Consider the following 17,428-nt stretch of genomic DNA (forward strand, 5'->3'; position numbering starts at 1 on the left):
AAAAGAGGGAGTTAGATTTTTTGGTGGATCGAAAAGAAGCCAAAACAATCTAGCTCCAGCCTTATTTTCCTTGAATCTCGCCCCAACTCGGCCATAGTCCGGTCACATCAACAGATGTATCGGCGGTCGCAGGGGCGGGTCCGATTTGAGTTAAGAAGATGTAAACGGTTAATACCGTATTTAAAATACACGCGGGACGGTGTAGAACTCCGTCGCCCGTGCCATCGTCTTTCGGATCAGATCATGCGTTTGACACATTTTGCACTTCTTGCCTGCACCGCGCTCATTCTCAGCGGCTGCAACGATACGCTCGAAACCGTCGAACGCGACGTCTCCCACGTTAAAAACAAGGTTGATTACCCGCTTTCTCCGTCCATTCTTGCCGAGATCGACAAGAAGAACATGGATCGCACCTCGCCAATCATGATCCGCATCTTCAAGGAAGAAGGCGCGTTGGAAATCTGGAAGGCCAAGCGCGACAACCGCTTCGACAAGATTGCCGAATACCAGATTTGCGCCTGGTCCGGCAAACTCGGCCCCAAGGTGAAAGAGGGCGACCGGCAGGCGCCGGAAGGTTTCTACAACCTGACGCCCGCGCACCTCAATCCCAACTCTAAATATTACCTCGCCATCAACACCGGCTTTCCGAACCGCTACGATGCCGCCAACGGCCGCAACGGCACCAACCTGATGATCCATGGCGCCTGCTCGTCCTCCGGCTGCTATTCGATGACGGACGCGCAGATCCTTGAAATCTACGGTTTCGCCCGCGACGCCTTCAAGGGTGGCCAGAAGACCGTTCAGCTGCAGGCCTTTCCCTTCCGCATGACCGCGGAAAACATGGCCCGCCACCGCCAGAGCGAACATCTCGATTTCTGGAAGATGCTGAAGGTCGGTTACGACAATTTCGAAGTCACGAAACGCCCGCCGGAAGTGAATGTCTGCGAGAAGAAATATGTCTTCAACCAGCAGACCGAAGGCGGCACGTTCAACGCATCTGCGCAATGCCCGGCCATGAGCACGCCGCCGGCACTGGTGAGCGCGCTTTCGAGCTACGAAAAGACCTATGATCTCGCCTATGAAAAGGCGATGAAGAAATATGACGGCATGGCCTGGTACGACCCGAGCGAGGCGGAGCGCAAGGCGCTGGTTGCCGAAAAGCGCAAGGGCCGCGAACCCGCTTATGCTCCGACCGGCTCGGCGCTGAAGGCCGGCAAGCTGATGAAGGAAACGGAATATGCCGCGCTGATGGAGAAGAAGGCGCAGCAGGTGACCTCGTCTTCGCCGGCGACCACCGCAACCGCGTCTTCTCTGCGGACCCCGCATCCTTCGGCAACCCAGCCCGCAGCTCCGCAATCGAACCCTGCCCCGGCGGCCCCGACAATGGTTGCCACTGCTACGCCTGCGGCTTCGGGGCCTGGTCAGAACGGAACTGCCGCCCAGGTCCCTGTGCCGGCCATGAACCCGCTCGCTTTTTCCGCAGCACCGCCAGCGGAAGCACCGGAAAAGAAGCCGTTCTGGAAGTTCTGGGCCAAGGAATGACCGACACGGCTGACATAATTTTCGACTTGAGGGGGCTTAAATGCCCCCTTCCGGTTTTAAGAAGCCGTAAAAAACTCGCTGGCCTGCAGGCGGGCGATGTTCTTGTTGTAGAGACGACCGACCCGCTGGCGGTTATCGATATTGCCCATATGTGCAACCAGGATGGGCATAGCCTGGTTGAAACTACGACGTTGACCAAAGGACACCGATTCAGGATCGTGAAGGGAGCGTAATTACCCTCGCTGCCGATAATACTCCACTCGATCTCCCCCTTGAGGGTGAGATACTCGACAAGGTAAAGGGGTGCCCCGCCCGCGGGTTTCAACCACCGTTTTGCGACCTAAAACCTCAACCCCGAAACCGCCAGCGGATTGTCCGTCATCGCCTGCCTGTCCGGACGGTCGATGCCCGGCGTGCCGGTGAACGCAGCAAACAGGTCCTGCACGAACGCCTCTGGCAAATCCTTGGTAATCAGCACCATGCGCGTGCGCTGGTCAGACGGGTCCGGCCATGCCGCGAGGCGCTCGGGTGTGTGGAAAATGTTCTGTACACCGTGCAGCACAAGGGGTCGGTCCGGATTGTCCGACAGCTTGACGACGGCCTTCATCCGCAACAACTTTTCCCCATGCGCCGAACGCAGCAAGTCCACGAACATGTCGATTGCCATCGGGGCTATCGGCTGGTCGTGAATGATCGAGAAGGAACGGATCGACGCGTCGTGCCGGTTCACATCGTGGTGGTGATGGTGGCCATCGTGGTCGCCATGATGGTGGTGGTCATGATCGTGGTCGTGGTCGTGATGATCGTGTTCCGCCTCTTCCCCCAGCCAGCGGCCGACATCGGCATTTTTACTGCCGGGATCGTAAAGACCGTTATCCAGCAGTGCGGCAGCACTCCAATCCGCCCGATCACCATCCTCGATCGTCGCGCGCGGGTTGAGCGCCTGAAGGCGAGCCGTCAGCGTGGAAATTGTGGAAGCATCGGCAAGCGCGCGCTTCGTCATCACCAGCCGATCGGCCACCGCCGCCTGCTTCACCGCTTCCTCGTGATTATCGAGTGTGGACAGGCCGTTCACGGCATCCACAACCGTAATGATGCCGTTCAGAACGAAATTCTGCGCAATCACCGGGTTGCCCATGACAGACTGCATGACGGGAGCGGGATCAGCAAGACCAGTGGTTTCGATCACGACACGCTTCACCGGCTTCAGCTTGCCGGTCTGGATGCCGTCAATCAGTTCCGCCAGAGTATCCACCAGCTCGCCGCGAACGGTGCAGCAAAGGCAGCCTTCCGCCAGTTCGATGATGCCCTCGCCTGCACTTTCAACCAGCATATGGTCGATGCTGACATCGCCGAATTCATTGATGATGATCGCGGCGTCGCTCATATCGGGGTCTTTGAGAAGCCGGTTGAGCAGCGTCGATTTTCCGGCGCCGAGAAATCCGGTGATGATGGAAACCGGTATGCGATCGCGAGACATGTCTTGCCTGTATGTTGATGGCCGCTCCGGCAGATCGTTGGACGAGATTAGATCCGGAACCGCGCAATAATCACAAAAAATCGCCCGGGGCCTGAAGGCCACGAGCGACACTGTAATATCATAACAAACCGAAGCTGCGAATACAGATTCCGCGCAGCGTTCAGGCTTCGCGCGCGCCCTCATCCATAAAGAGTGCGGTTAGGCGAAATCAGAATGTCGGACGCGGGATGGGAATCGGCACGTTGGCCACTTGTCCCTTGGCGCTTGCACCCTTGGCGGTGTTGACCGCCACCGTCTCACTGCCGGGAATGAGGCCCGCGAAAGAATATTCCGGCGGACGGGTCATTTCCGTAACGTAGGGCGAATGGATGACCATGCGGCCGGTCTCGTCGCGGCTTTCGCTGCGCACCTTGGCTGCCTTCGGATTGCAGATTTCGGCACTGACGTCGTTTACCTCGGCGGTATCGCCATAGGGTGCCAGCGAGGCGAGTGAAACGCCTTGGCCCGAGGGCGCCGTCAGTCCCATCTGCAGCAGATCAGCGGACTGGTCGGTTCGCCCGGCAAGGCTATCTGCCCCCAGCACCACAGTTATGACCGAACGGCCGTTGCGCACGGCGGAGGACACCTGGTTGAAACCGGATGCACAGATGAAGCCGGTCTTCATGCCATCTGCGCCGTCAAAGCGGCCAACAAGCATATTGAAGTTGGCGTAGTCCTTCTTGCCGGTGGTGACACCTTCCAGCGAGAAATAATGGGCATATTCCGGGAATTCCCGCTTGATGATCAACGCCAGAAGCGCAAGGTCACGCGCCGTCGTATATTGGCCCTTGCCGGGCAGGCCGTTGGCGTTGATGTAACGGGTGGAGCTCATGCCCAGCCGCTGCGCCTGCGCATTCATCTGCGCCACGAAATTATCGCTGGTGCCGCCGATGGTTTCGGCAATCGCCACGGCGATATCATTGGCGGATTTGATGAGCAGCAGCTTCAGCGCGCTGTCCATCGTCAGCTTCTGGCCGGGCTTGAAATACATTTTCGAGGCCGGCTGGTCGGCCGCCTTCTTGCTCATCACCACTTCCGTCTGCGGGCTGAGCTTGCCGGCCTTCATCTGCGAAAAGGCGATATAGGCGGTCATCAGCTTGGTCAGCGAGGCCGGATACCACTTGCGGAACGCTTCCTGGTGGGAAATCACCTTGCCGGTTTTGACATCGACCACCATTTTCGGATTGGCATTCGCCACGGGTGCAGCGGCAACAAGGCCGGCGGTCATGATGGCAATGGCTGCGGAGAGCCGCCGGGCGGCGTTTGGCGATTTAAGATTCTGTGGCAAGGCTTATCCTCGAATTCCCGTCTTCAGTCAGGGAATGGCAATATTCACCATATATGTCCTAGCAATGGCAAAGTACATTGATTACGTCAATTATGCGGCGCACTATCCACCGCGGAGGATAGGCTTTTACGCCATGCCGCACCGATGAACCCAGGAATGAACGAATGCCGATTTTGAACAGAGCCGCCGAACTTCAGCAGGAAGTCAGCGAATGGCGGCGTCACCTGCATGAAAATCCCGAGATTTTGTATGATGTCGACAACACCGCAGCTTTCGTTGCAGACAAGCTGAAATCTTTCGGCGTTGACGAAATCGTGACCGGTCTTGGCCGCACGGGCGTGGTCGGCATCATCAGAGGCAATATTCCAGGCAATCGCACCATCGGCTTTCGGGCGGATATGGATGCTCTTCCCATCCTTGAGGAAACCGGCAAACCCTGGGCTTCCAAAACCGCAGGCGCCATGCATGCCTGCGGCCACGACGGCCACACCGCCATGCTACTTGGCGCCGCCAAATATCTCGCGGAAACCCGCAATTTCACCGGGTCCATCGCGGTCATCTTCCAGCCCGCCGAAGAAGGCGGCGCGGGTGCGCTCGCCATGGTCGAGGACGGCCTGATGGAGCGGTTCGGCATCGATGAGGTCTACGGCATGCACAATATGCCGGGTATTCCGCTCGGCTCGTTCGCCATCCGCAAGGGCGGTATCATGGCGGCACCGGACAAGTTCTCGATCACTGTCAAAGGTCGTGGTGGCCATGCGGCCCAGCCGCACCGCACGATCGACCCGATCACCATCGGCGCACAGATCGTCGGCAATCTGCAGATGATCGCCTCGCGCAATGCCGATCCGATCCGATCCGTGGTCGTGTCCGTCACCCGCTTTCACGCCGGCTCCAGCCACAACATCATTCCCAACGATGCGTTGATTGCCGGCACGGTTCGTAGTCTGGACGAGACGGTGCGTGATCTCGCGCAGGATCGCATCAAGCAGATGGCGGAAGGCATAGCGCTTGCAAATGGAGCGGAAGCCGAGGTCGTCTATGAGCGTTATTGCCCGGTGACCTTCAACCATGCGGACGAGACCGACCACGCCATCCGCGTCGCCCGCGATGTAGCTGGTGAAAAGAACGTCGACCCCGATGTCGACCCTTCCATGGCGGGCGAGGATTTTTCCTTCATGTTGAAGGAAAGGCCGGGTGCCTTCATCTTCATCGGCAACGGCGATTCGGCCGGCCTTCACAACCCTGGATACGATTTCAACGACGACGCCATCGCCTACGGCATTTCCTATTGGGTGAAACTTGCCGAGCAACGCCTGACGAACTGACTGCCGGGACGCAAAGAAAGCAGAGGAACAGATCGACCGCGATAAAGAACGCGGTTGATCCGCCGGCTACGGCAGGTTAAAGAGCAATTCAGTGTCCACGTAGCTCAGCAGGATAGAGCACAGGATTCCTAAGACAAATTGGGGGTTGCGCCCGGAAACGACGCAATCGATCTGCTCAAAGTCGGGGAAAGCTTCGCTGGTCTTCCAGCATGCCAATCCCGAGCCAAGCTCCGGAGAAATCCGGTGAAGGTGTAGAGACTGGATGGGCAGCACCTAAAAGCCGAAAGGCTCATGGTGAAGGGACAGTCCAGACCACGAACGTCCTATCCAATGGAGATGGGCGGCGGCTAAAGCCGAAGTGGTATGAATCCTGGGGTCGGAGGTTCGAATCCTCTCGTGGACACCAAAATCTTGCAGATTTTAGATCAGAACATATTGAAAATAAAAACAAATAAGGGTCCGGGCCGACAGTTGTGCGCCCTCACCTAACGTCCTGCGAGGGCCGTTGATTTCATTACGCAACCCGACACGGATCCCTCACCTTTTTATACATACCAATCGGCGGCAAGAGGAAAACAGATTGCATTTAAAATGATCAATCTGGCAACGAAGGAACCACTTTGCACTGCAAATAGAGCCCAGATCCTTTCCGCTGCATACCTGCTCAAGTTAGATATCTCGTTCGTGGAGGCTTTAAGGAGCTTTATTAGCGTCTCGAGCCACCTCGAGGCGAAAAGTTGTACGTGGAATTATCATCTTATTAAGTGCAAAAACATGAAAAAGTAGCGAGTAGATATCTAAAGGTAATGACAACAAGGCGTTCACATGCGTCCAGCGCGGCGGTCTCCCCCATCAGAAGGGGATTTTATCACACGCAGCGCGCCACCAAGTTAAAGTCTGCTCCACCAGCTGGAGGCTGGCGACTGCGGCAGCTGGAGACAGACCAATGAGCGGACCAGCACAGTAAGGCCGGCGACGGCGTTCATGAAAATCACTGGTGCGAGCATTCGGGTTGCCGTAAATGGGGTGGCTTTAGTTACAACCGGAGCAAAGCTGAGAAGTCATCCTGGCACTGCTGGAAGCATTACCCTCACAAGGAGCCGCCCAGATGATAACTCGCGTCACTCGACAGAAGCGCGAGGCCGAGGCATTGGCCGTTATAGCGAATCCCCGTTACCAAATATTGCCACCATCGCTACCGAGGCAACTCATCCTACAATCGTCGTGCGCACTAGAAATGTCCTCGACCGTCGCAAGCCACAATTGAGCATTCACCCCTGGTTAAGATCGCAAGCGTCATTGTCCATGGAACTGCGACGCTTTGTCGACGTTAAATCACTCATCGGGAGTCGAAATCATGAGACTATTAAGCGTAGCAATTGGTATGTTGTCCGTCGGTATCCTCTCTGGATGCGTGGATGACAGCGGATATCGATCGGGCGGTTACTACGCGTCGAGCGTTCAGTATCGTTCCAATGAGCGTGAACGATACTACCGCGACTATGACCGGCGCAATTACAATCGTCGCGACTATGTGCGTCGTGACCGTGACCGCCATGATTATGTTCGACCAGAGAGGGAACCGCAAAGAGATCCTTCCGGAAACAGCAGGGAATGGATCGATCAAGGCGGTGGGAGAGGGTACGAGCGAGCCGTCGTCAACGGGCAGGTCATTTACAGGACGGGGAAAGACGTCCAGTAGGGCAACTAAAAGCACGCCGCCAGGTGCTGCAGATCGAAGGGCGAACCGTCGACTTGGCGCTGTCTGGGGGCACTACCCTCACAAGCAAATAAAACCCGCCCACCTATCGGCAGGCGGGTTAACTCAAGAGCCCCGCGTCGCGCGCGGCTTTGATTGTTTTCAACGATGCGATCCACGCGCAATGTCATCTTGTCGACGGTATCCTTCACGGCGCCGATAGCGCCCATAATCTGCTCAGTCTGTTCGCGAAGGCCGGACTTTCGGACGCAGGTTTCCGCCACATGCAGGCGGTGAGCCGCGAGCTCTTCCCTCGCAAGGGACGCCATTGCCGGAGCCGCAGATGCGGCGCCAGACGCCTCCATCTTTGCGGCGCTGATCTTCGCGTCGACGTACTGCCAGAGGCCGAAGAGGCAACCGAACAGCAGCACGAAGAACCCGCCGACAGCCATTATCTCGGGGCCGGTCATGGCTTCACCCCACACAGCTTCATCATCCTCTCATTCTCGGTGAGGATTTGCCGCTTCGTTTCTTGCGCTGTCCTATTGTCCCAGGCATTCTTCAGTTCTGATATAAATAAACTTGGGGCATGGGATGGATTGGTTTCGGGGCTTTACTTATCTTTGTTGTGCTATTTCTCATACTTGGCGCTATCGACGCGGGGAAATCTTCGGAAGCAGTAAAGAAAACCCCTTTGAAGCCATGTTTTAGGTGTACTCCGGGCAACGTTCGCCTACACCGAAAAACACAAGACGACTGGTTTCCAATGTTTCGAATGTAATTCAGCGGCGACACCGACGATTTTTGCCCATCAGGCAATCATGCAGTAGAACGAAGTAAGTAGAGCGCTTAGAATCTCCGCCGTACCCACCGAAGGGAATATACAAAGCTGAGAAGGATTTTCACTTGGGCTTAACAAGCGGCTCACGTTTTCGCGATGGGATTAAATACATCTCGCGCTTGTCGAAAAGGGTTCCTATCTAAGGTCCCCACGCACAGGAAGGAAATTTAATGATAGACGAATATGGCCCGTACGTACAGATGACTACGCTCGGAGAGCAGATGGCCACTCGTTATCAAATGGACGCCAACCTCGAGCTGAAACCTTACCTCTCGCACTACATGGACGAAGTTGAGGTGAACATTGCTGCTGACAGCTTCGATCACGTAGGGTTTATGAACAGGATTCGCGGCCGATTGAAGATGACGTTGGGTGCGACTGCCAATCCTCGACGCCGAGAATTCCTGCAAGCTGTTGTGCTCTCACTTCAGGAGCGTATCGATAGTGATTCACGCGACGTTGCTGTGGACGGCATTTAAGCTCGTAAACGGAAAGGCGCCGACTGAAATTATATTAACTAGACATCCTGTAGGCTTCGCAATTGCCGAGAGGGCAGGAGAAAAGGCCCACTCTATAAAAGTCGGCCAACAATCCGCTATAATCCATGCGTGGTGCCGGCAACATATAACCTAGCGCGACTTATTTTACGTATTCCCAATAGGAGCCCCTAACGTCACAGATCAGAGGCTCATTTTTTGTTATAAGTAATAGCTATTTCCAATGAGCAGGCCCACCCCAAATCTGTTCCTCATCTCCCATGTCGCCCGCCATGAAGGGAACCGATGTATTCGGCAACAGATGAGAACAGAAGCAGATCCAGTGTTTCAGCGGAACCTAGCAAAAAAAGCTCAGCCGATGGGGCGGGCGGTTCTATCAATGCCCCAAAACGGTGAGAAACAAAAGATGCGGCAGCCCGCGGCTCTGGTCGCAGTGGCTGTTATCGGAACCGCGGTTGCCGTCTAGACTTGATCACTTGAATTGGGCGCTTCATCGTAGAACTATCGATAATGTTTGTATCAGGACTTCCGAGGTATAACGCCACCCACAACTTGGCCTTCGCCGTTGGCTTACGATGTAACTCAAAGGTTCGCGAAGGTCAGGAAGTGCGGGTCAAGTTGGAGGCTTTCCCTTTTACAGACTACGGCCTGGTGCCTGGCGTTGTCGAAAGCATCAGTCGGGACGCAATTGATCTGTCGGAATACCGTGAACCTGAACTTAGCGACACAGCGCGTCCGGCCCAACCAGGTCTTGTCTACGCCGCACGGATTCGCTTGCTTTCGACAACGATTAAAGTGCAAAACAAGGAACACAAGTTAGGGCCTGGATTGTCTGTGCAAGCAGAAATCAAGACTGGTCAACGAAAAATCATCCAATATTTGCTTTCACCCATTGCTCAATCGCTTGATGAAGCCGGTCGTGAACGATAATCGCAATGAAATGATGACGTTAAGGTGAACCATTTGAAACACGTGGTCGTATGGAGCGGGCTTCCGCGCCGATCAGACGGACGATCATATCAGCTTCACCACCCCTACTGATGGGGAGGTAACGTCGATAACGGCCTCGGCGAAGACCTCAAAAAATTCACTCGATGAAAACGCGCACGCTCGAAGCGCGGCCATCGGCGTCGATCACGGTCAGCGTTGAAAACCCCTGCCCTTCCGGTCGCCATTCGCTGTTGCGGCGGAGCGAAGCATCCGGGAGAGGCCTGCCGTTGGCGAGCCAGCGGAAGGGCGCGCGGCCGCCTTGCAGCTTCAGCACTAGCGGCGAAATGCCTGACTGGCTGGAGAGCTCCACCCTAGCCCCTTCCGGTGGATAGACGATGCGCGGCGCGCTTTCGCGCCTTGAGGCCGAAAGCAGGCCGCTTGCGGTCAATGTGAAACGCTGCTGGTTGGCGGGAAGGTCGCTCACGGCCACCCGCGCGACACCAGAAGGTGCAGCAGGCATTGGCGTGATCGCTACGCCGGATTTCTCGAAAGCCTCGAAGAGGATCGGGGCTGCCGTCGCATAACCGGCAATGCCCGGGACGGCGCCGTTATCGGCACGACCGACCCAGACGCCGATGACATGCCGCCCGTCATAACCTACTGACCAGGCATCACGGTAACCGTAGCTGGTGCCGGTCTTGTAGGCGATGCCGCGCTGCTTCATGCCGAGTGGCGGCAGCACACCGGACAGGATGTCGGAGACGTTCCAGATCGCAGCGTCGGCAAACAGCCGATCTCCGGCAAGCCGTTGCGGCGCGGAGCGCACACCGTCCCCCAGCCGCACAGGGTCGCCGCCGCCGGCAAGGCCCGCATAAAGCTGCACCAGATCAACCAGCGAAATACCAGCACCTCCTAGCGCAATGGCAAGCCCCGGCGCCTCGGTGGTGGGAAGCACGAGCTTCACGCCCGCGCGGCGGAAACGCACCATCAGCGCAGACGGGCTGACAGCATCCAGAAGCTTTACGGCGGGCACATTGAGCGACAGTTGCAGTGCCTGCCTGATGCTGACATCACCCTGATAGTGCATGTCGAAATTACGCGGGCGGTAACCGGAAAAATCCGCCGGGCGATCCTCGATGATAGTTTCCTGCCCGATGAGACCATTTTCAAAGGCAAGGCCATAGATGAACGGCTTGAGGGTGGAGCCCGGCGAGCGCACGGCGCGGCTCATCTCCACGAAACCGCGCCTTGCAGTATCGAGATAATCAGCGGAACCAACTTCAGCCACAATATCACCGGTCTGCGCGTCGGCCATGACGATGGCGACGGAGACCTTTTCTGTCAGCTTTTCCGCTGCATGGCGGGCAACGGCTTCCAGTTCCCGCTGGATCGGCAATCTGAGCGTCGAGTGCGCCTCGGTGGCATTGGGAAACTTCACGCGTGCGGCAGCCGCCATATGCGGTGCATAGGCCGGCAGATCACGCCGGTTGGCGGGAACGGCTGCAAGGGTCGCCCGCTCTGCTTCGCCTTCACCCACCACGCGTTCCACGGCAAGGCGCTGCAAAACCCTCTCCCGCGCCTGCCTTGCCGCATCCGGAAAGCGATCCGGTCGGCGTTTCTCCGGCAATTGCGGCAGCGCAACCAGAAGAGCCGCCTCTGCCGTGTCGAGCCGGGCGGGCTCCTTGCCAAACCAGGCGAGGCTTGCGGCACGAACACCCTCAAGATTGCCGCCATAAGGCGCGATATTCAGATAAAGATCGAGGATTTCCGCCTTGTCGAGCCGTCTTTCGATCTGGAGCGCGCGCAATCCCTGCAGAAACTTCGCCGAAAACGACCGGTCGGTGCGCGGTTCGATCAGCCGCGCCACCTGCATGGAAAGCGTCGAGGCGCCGGAGACGATCCGGCCGTTGCTTGCTAATTGCCAGGCGGAGCGCAGCAGCGCCCACGGGTCAATGCCGTGATGGTCGTAAAAACGCTGGTCCTCATAAGCGATCAGCATGCGCAGGAACTGCGGATCGACTTCTGCAGCGCTGGTTTTCAGCCGCCAGCGACCATCAGGTGTCGCAAATGCGCGCAGCAACCGCCCGTCTCTATCCAGCACCTCGAAGGACCGCTGCTGCGCAGCCTCCAGCGGTGGCGGATAGGCGTTGTCCAGCGCATCGAGACCGAAGGCCGCACCGCCTACAAGCAGAGCGGCCGACACGATGCCGACGATGATCGCCTTTTTTCGCCTCATGGGGTTGCCGAACGCACCTCCATGCGGCCCGTTGCCGTGCGGGCGGAAAATTGCGGCCGGTACATATCCTCGACCGAGGCCGCCGGATGATCATAAGTGCCCGGGGTGACGGCCCGGACCACATAGGCCAGCGTGATTTCCGAACTGTCGCCAGCCGTGCGGTCGAAGGCCGCAACGAACCGGTCGTAGCGGAATTCGGTATGCGCAGCTTCGGTTTCCGGCAACCAGTCGAAATTCGAAAGGGCGGCAGAATTGACGAGGCTCGGATTGTCGATCTCGAAACCGGAAGGCAGAAGGTCAGTCACGAGAATGCGTGCTTGCCAGTCATTTTTAGGAGTGACATTCAGCACCGCCACGTAACGCTCGTTCTGCACCACCTCGCTCGCGTTCACCTCCTCGCCATCCATGGAATAATAGGTACGGGTAATGGTGAAGCCCTCGCCACCGGCGGCAAGCGGTTGTGCCGGGGGCGCGACCGTGGTGACCACCGCCGTGACCGGATCAGCCGACGCGTTGGCGATCTTCAAGGGTGCCGCCAGCAATTCGTCGCCGGTCATCCGCTTGCCGAAACCACCGGTCTGCAAATCGCCGTTCACATCAAGACGGATATCCTTGTCCTCACCTTTGACGGCGCGGGCGGCAAGCAGCATCCATGCCTGTTCTTGGGTGCTGGTATAGGGTTTCTTTTCCCATTCCTTCGCCACGGCACCTGCAAGTTGCGGCACGACGGCAGGAACCGGACGGCTTTCCGCCGCAAGCGCCAGCGTCGCTGCGCCATCACGCAGGGCGGAACCGTAATCCGCCCTTGCGAAGCTAACCTTGGTGGCACGGCTCGCCATATCGAGCGAGGCACCGAACACAGTCTTCGCGCGTGCCTGATCTCCATAAAGCGAAAGGGCTGCGGCAACCTGCGCCTTGGCAAGCGGTGTGGGGAAATCGGCAAGCGCCGTATCCGCATAATATCTGAGATCGTTGATCGCCGCCTTGCGGTTGCGCGCCAGAACGTAAAGCGAATAGGCGATCTCGTTGCCGCGATCCTTGACGTTGCTATCGTAGGAAAGACCGTTTTGCAGGTTGCTCAAAGCCTGCACCATCGCCTGTTCGGGAACATCGTAACCCTGCTCGCGCGCACGGGTCAGGAAGTCGCTGATATAGGCATCCAGCCACAGATCTCCGTAACCGGGAGACCAGAGGCCGAAACTGCCGGAACTCGACTGGAAGGACAGCACCCGGTAGATCGCCTCCTGCACGCGGCGGCGGGTATCCGGGTCCTCGGCAATGCCGCTATCCTTGGTCATTTCCGAGAGATAAAGCAGCGGCAAAGCGCGGCTCGTCGTCTGCTCGGCGCAGCCGTAAGGATATTTGTCGAGCATCATCACCAGCGCCGGAATATCGAAGGCTGGCGAGCGTGTGACGTTGACGGCGACGGACGAACCGAGAAGCATGCTATCGGCCAGAAGGTCGCCATTGATCGTCAGGCTGCTATTGGGCGCGATCTTGATTTCACGCCGCGTCGTGACCGGCAGAACGGCTGGACGCACGGGAACATTCAATACCTGCTCCAGCGAAAGACCGGCAGCATTGGAGACCTTGATGGTGATTGCGCCATTGCCCGGCTGTTCGCCTGTCAACGGCACGGTCAGCGACGACTTGCCGCCCTTTTGCAGTGCCAGGGTCTGCGACATCTCACCCTGATCGACCGTAAGTGCCGTGTTGCTGGTCACATCCAGCCGGTAGTCGCCGGCCTCACCATCGGTATTGGCGATATCGAGCCGCAATTGCGAGACATCGCCGGGCGCGAGGAATTTCGGTGCACTGGCAGTCACCACCACGGGGTCTCGAATGACGGCGTCGGAGACCGCATGTCCCACGCCCGTCTTCGTCCAGGCGACAGCCATGATGCGGGCCGTGCCGTTGAACTGAGGAATATCGAAGCTCACCGTCGCCTTGCCGTCTGCGTCAAGTTCGACAGGTCCCGAGAAGAAGGCCACGAGCTTTTCGGTGGGCGGGCTGCCCTGCAGTGCTGCGCCCCCGCCATCACCGCCCGTTCTAAGGCGGCCGGTGGCGCCAAGCGAACCGTCGATCAGGCGGCCATAGAGGTCGCGGATTTCCAGCCCCAGCCGTCGCTGACCGAAATACCATTCATCCGGCTTCGGCGGTTCATAGCGGGTGAGGTTCAATATGCCGACATCCACAGCCGCGACGATGACATAGGCCTTTTCGCCCACGCCCGCGCCGGCGACACTGATCGGAATTTCAAGCGGCTGACGCGGCAGCGTCTTCTGCGGCGCGCCTAGCGTTACCGCAAGCTTGCGCTCGGCGGGATCGACGGCAAGCCACTTGATGCCTATGGCGCGCATCGGCATGCGGCTTTCCCGCGCATCGCCCGGACGGAACAGCGTGGCCGTCACATACGCCCCCGCGCCCCATTCCTCGGTAACGGGAATGTCGATCTCGCCGCCATCCTCACCGATCTCAGCATTCTGCACGGAAATCAGCTTTTCCGAACCTGACGTGACCATCAGCTGACCGGCAAAACGCGACGATACCTTGAGTTTTGCGGTATCGCCGATCTTGTAGTTTTGTTTGTCCAGCGCGATTTCCAGCGCATCCGGCGTCTCTGTCGAGCTTGCCTCGACGTAGAAACCAGCATCAAATTCGACGCTCGAAACCGGTGCGCCATTGCCGGCACCTTCCACTTCCAGCCTGTAGCGGCCCCAGGTGACAGGCACGGAAATCTCACCGCCATTGGCATCGACGGAAACCGTGCCGGTTTCGGTCTGTTTGGTATATTCCACCGGTTCGTACCGCCAGGAGTTACCCTGACGATACCATTGATAGTTTCGCTCTACCTTGATGAGCTTCCAGCTGAGGCCACTCATCGCCTGTTTCGCGCCATCAGCTGTCACGCCGATAATGTGGAAACGGCCAACGGAATTCTGGGCGAGATCACCCGAAAACTGCGGTTTGATGCCGATGACAGGTGCTTGCGCCTTCACCGGCAGCGTCAGAGATCGTTCGACGGCGCGGCCACCGGCCTCGCGCATCCGAACGGTGATGTTGGCGGAAAGCAGCTGCGTGGTGGAAGGCAAATCCGTCAGATCGACATTGAAGCTTGCCTTGCCTTCTTCGTCCAGCGCCGGCAGATCGGCAAGCGCGGTGCGATTTTCCTCTTCGCTTTCCTCATCGGCCAGACCGAAGAAATAACCCTCGAAGTCGGTACTCGTGCGGGTCGGCTTCACGGCGACCTCACCTTCCAGCGTCAGGCCGGCTGCGGGCGCGCCGTAGAGATAACGGCCATCGACGTCGATTGGCGTTTCCGCGCCCGGCTCGATCTGTTTCACCTTGCTGGAAAGATCAAATTCGGTGCGATCAGGCACGAAATCATCGACCAGAAAGCTCTTTTCGCTGATCGCAGCCGTTTTCGGATCGGTATGAATGCGCAGCGTCCAGGTGCCGCGCATGGCATTCGCCTGCAAGGGCAGATCGACCGCATGGCCGCCGAGCGCCTTGCCGTCACTCACGAAACGCCGGTCCTCGACGCCATCAGGGCGCGAGAAGATGAAGGTTAGCGGCAGATCCTCGATCGCCTTGCCGTCAACATCACGGGCCAGCGCTGCCGCGTGCACGATCTCGCCGGCGCGGTAGATGCCGCGCTCTGTCCAGCTGAACACGTCGATAGCGCCGGGGGCCGCGCGCCCAGTCACGCCACGGTCGGAAAGATCGAAACCGGCGCGCGTCATGTCCAGAAAGACGTAGTCCTTGTCGCCGTTGCGCGCTGTGAGGATGGCTGGCGCCTGCGCCGCTGTGCCACGCATCAGGCCTGCCGAAAATACTGCCCTGCCGTCTGCATCCGTCTTTGCAGTGCCGAGCACTTCGTTGTTTTTGGCGAGCAATTGCAAGTCCACCCCGCCAAGCGGTGCGGCGCTGCCGAGCGAGCGCACGAATACGTTCAGGCCATCGGTGCCGGCATAGGTGGTGATGCCCGTATCGGAAACGAGGAACCACTGCGTGGCGCGCGAATCCCATGTCTCCGGTGCGGTGCCGGGCGGTACGGCGGTCAGCACATAGATGCCGGGCTTCCGCTCCGGCAAGGCTTCGTCCACCGGAAAGCTCGTCACTACGTCCTTGTTGAGGTCCGGCTGAATGTCTATCGAACCTTGCCAGACCAGCTCGCCGAGCTCGTTTTCAATACGGTCGGCGTTGTAACCGTCCATCTGCGTCAAAAACTGCGAGTTTGCCAAGACCGACGTGATGTTACGGTCGCCAATACGGTAAAGCTTCAGATCGGCCTTTTCGGCATTGACCGAAACGATGGGAATGCCGCGCCGCGCCGTGCCCGGCAGCACGAAGTTCTCGCCGGTGAAGCGGACACTCGCTGCACGGTCACGCACGTAGATATCGAGATCGACCTGCTTTTCCAGCGGTTCTTCCACCGAGGACGGCAGGCCGGCGCGGAACGCAATCTTGTAACGCTGACCATGGGTCAGCCCCTCGACGCAAATCTCACTGCCCTTCGACTCAATCGCCTTGGGTGCAGCACCATCCAATGTGACGAAAGAGGAATAATCGACACCGTTCTTCACCAGCGGTTCGGAAAACTGCACGCATGCGCGCGGGCTGACACTATCCGTATCAATCGTATTGTTGATGACGCGGAATCCCTGGCGCGTGCGCAGATCGGCATAGGCCGCCTTCGTCTGCGCATTATCGGAAAGTGTGAGGCTCTCCTTATAGGCATTGAGCGCCGCGCGATAATTCTGGGTCTTTTCGAAAGCCTGGGCCAGCCGGTTCAACGCCTCGGTGCGGGCACTGACTGTGCGGCTCAACTGATAGGCATTGATGGCAGCGGAAGCGGCCTGGCCCGCAATCGCGTAATTGTCGGTAACCTGCGCCGCCCTTTGCGAAAATTCGGCCCAGAGAGCACCGTCATCGGGTGAAATCGCAAGAGCCGCCTTGTAGGTTTCGATCGCGTCGGCTGCCGCCTGCTGCCTTGCCGTTTGCAGCAGGCTCTCCAGTCCCTGGCTCTGCTGCTCCGCGCTTGCCGCAAGGCCCGATTTCAGCCGGCGCGCTTCCTGCTGCAGGCTATCAGTCACGAAAGAAAGACGCTGCGGTGCACCGATATCGGCTTCAGCGACAACCTGCACGATCTTGCCGGCGACGGCACCGGGGAAGGCATTGAGCTGATTGAAATCCGATTTAAGGAAACACCATTGCACCTTTGGATTGTAGGTGAACGCCTTGCAGGCGGTATCGCCGACGCAAATCTCGCCGCACTGCTCAAGCGAGACATTCTGCTCGGTTCTGAGATCGAACCCGAAATAATCGCCATTTTTGGTGGTAACTACCTTGCGGGAAGGTTCCGCCGCCACAGCTGGAATAAAAGTAATGGCGGTTGAGACCGCAATCAACGAGATCCGGACGAGCGCGCGCAACGACATCAGTTTTCTCCCCGCAACAGACATGTCGGGCGGGACTCTGGTCAAATCCACGCACGGTTGTCAACGCATCATCGTCAATTTGCGACATGACACTGTGGAGAGAGCGG

Annotated in this window: 10 protein-coding genes; 5 read left to right on the forward strand and 5 right to left on the reverse strand. The window is 58.2% G+C overall.

What is annotated here, in order from left to right:
* The first annotated feature begins 243 nt into the window (after window positions 1-243).
* Window positions 244-1,542, forward strand: coding sequence for a murein L,D-transpeptidase family protein (locus F617_RS0107115; protein WP_019564882.1), 1,299 nt, complete (start codon window positions 244-246; stop codon window positions 1,540-1,542).
* Entirely contained in the window at window positions 1,539-1,775 is a 237-nt protein-coding gene (locus F617_RS0107120; RefSeq protein ID WP_019564883.1) for a sulfurtransferase TusA family protein, read from the forward strand. Before F617_RS0107115 ends, F617_RS0107120 begins: the two co-directional genes overlap by 4 nt.
* Window positions 1,776-1,882: 107 nt before the next feature.
* Here the strand turns inward: F617_RS0107120 and F617_RS0107125 are convergent, their stop codons facing one another.
* Both F617_RS0107125 and F617_RS0107130 read right to left on the reverse strand, forming a co-directional pair.
* Window positions 1,883-3,022, reverse strand: a complete 1,140-nt coding sequence (locus tag F617_RS0107125; protein ID WP_019564884.1) for a GTP-binding protein — start codon at window positions 3,020-3,022, stop codon at window positions 1,883-1,885.
* Between the two features lie 208 nt (window positions 3,023-3,230).
* The gene (locus F617_RS0107130; protein WP_046205618.1) at window positions 3,231-4,289 is read right to left on the reverse strand and encodes a D-alanyl-D-alanine carboxypeptidase family protein; all 1,059 of its coding nucleotides are present in this window, start codon (window positions 4,287-4,289) and stop codon (window positions 3,231-3,233) included.
* A 224-nt stretch (window positions 4,290-4,513) separates the two neighbouring features.
* On the opposite strand from F617_RS0107130, the gene F617_RS0107135 reads away from it, so the two are divergent.
* The gene (locus tag F617_RS0107135) at window positions 4,514-5,677 is read left to right on the forward strand and encodes a M20 aminoacylase family protein (protein ID WP_019564885.1); all 1,164 of its coding nucleotides are present in this window, start codon (window positions 4,514-4,516) and stop codon (window positions 5,675-5,677) included.
* Window positions 5,678-7,384: 1,707 nt separating this feature from the next.
* Here F617_RS0107135 and F617_RS26915 read toward each other — a convergent pair.
* Window positions 7,385-7,846, reverse strand: coding sequence for a hypothetical protein (locus F617_RS26915; protein WP_019564887.1), 462 nt, complete (start codon window positions 7,844-7,846; stop codon window positions 7,385-7,387).
* A 541-nt stretch (window positions 7,847-8,387) separates the two neighbouring features.
* On the opposite strand from F617_RS26915, the gene F617_RS0107150 reads away from it, so the two are divergent.
* Together F617_RS0107150 and F617_RS27710 are read left to right on the forward strand one after the other, a co-directional pair.
* Entirely contained in the window at window positions 8,388-8,696 is a 309-nt protein-coding gene (locus tag F617_RS0107150) for a hypothetical protein (RefSeq protein WP_019564888.1), read from the forward strand.
* Between the two features lie 528 nt (window positions 8,697-9,224).
* Window positions 9,225-9,644: an HlyD family secretion protein gene (locus tag F617_RS27710; RefSeq protein ID WP_112402198.1), complete on the forward strand. Its 420-nt coding sequence runs from the start codon at window positions 9,225-9,227 to the stop codon at window positions 9,642-9,644.
* Between the two features lie 157 nt (window positions 9,645-9,801).
* On the opposite strand, the gene pbpC is transcribed toward F617_RS27710, so the two are convergent.
* Window positions 9,802-11,880, reverse strand: a complete 2,079-nt coding sequence (pbpC, locus tag F617_RS0107160; protein WP_019564890.1) for a penicillin-binding protein 1C — start codon at window positions 11,878-11,880, stop codon at window positions 9,802-9,804.
* Entirely contained in the window at window positions 11,877-17,321 is a 5,445-nt protein-coding gene (locus tag F617_RS0107165; protein WP_019564891.1) for an alpha-2-macroglobulin family protein, read from the reverse strand. The genes pbpC and F617_RS0107165 overlap by 4 nt, the downstream gene beginning before the upstream one ends.
* Window positions 17,322-17,428: the final 107 nt, after the last annotated feature.

The organism is Agrobacterium sp. 10MFCol1.1 (assembly GCF_000381165.1).
In the GTDB taxonomy this organism is placed as follows: domain Bacteria; phylum Pseudomonadota; class Alphaproteobacteria; order Rhizobiales; family Rhizobiaceae; genus Agrobacterium; species Agrobacterium tumefaciens.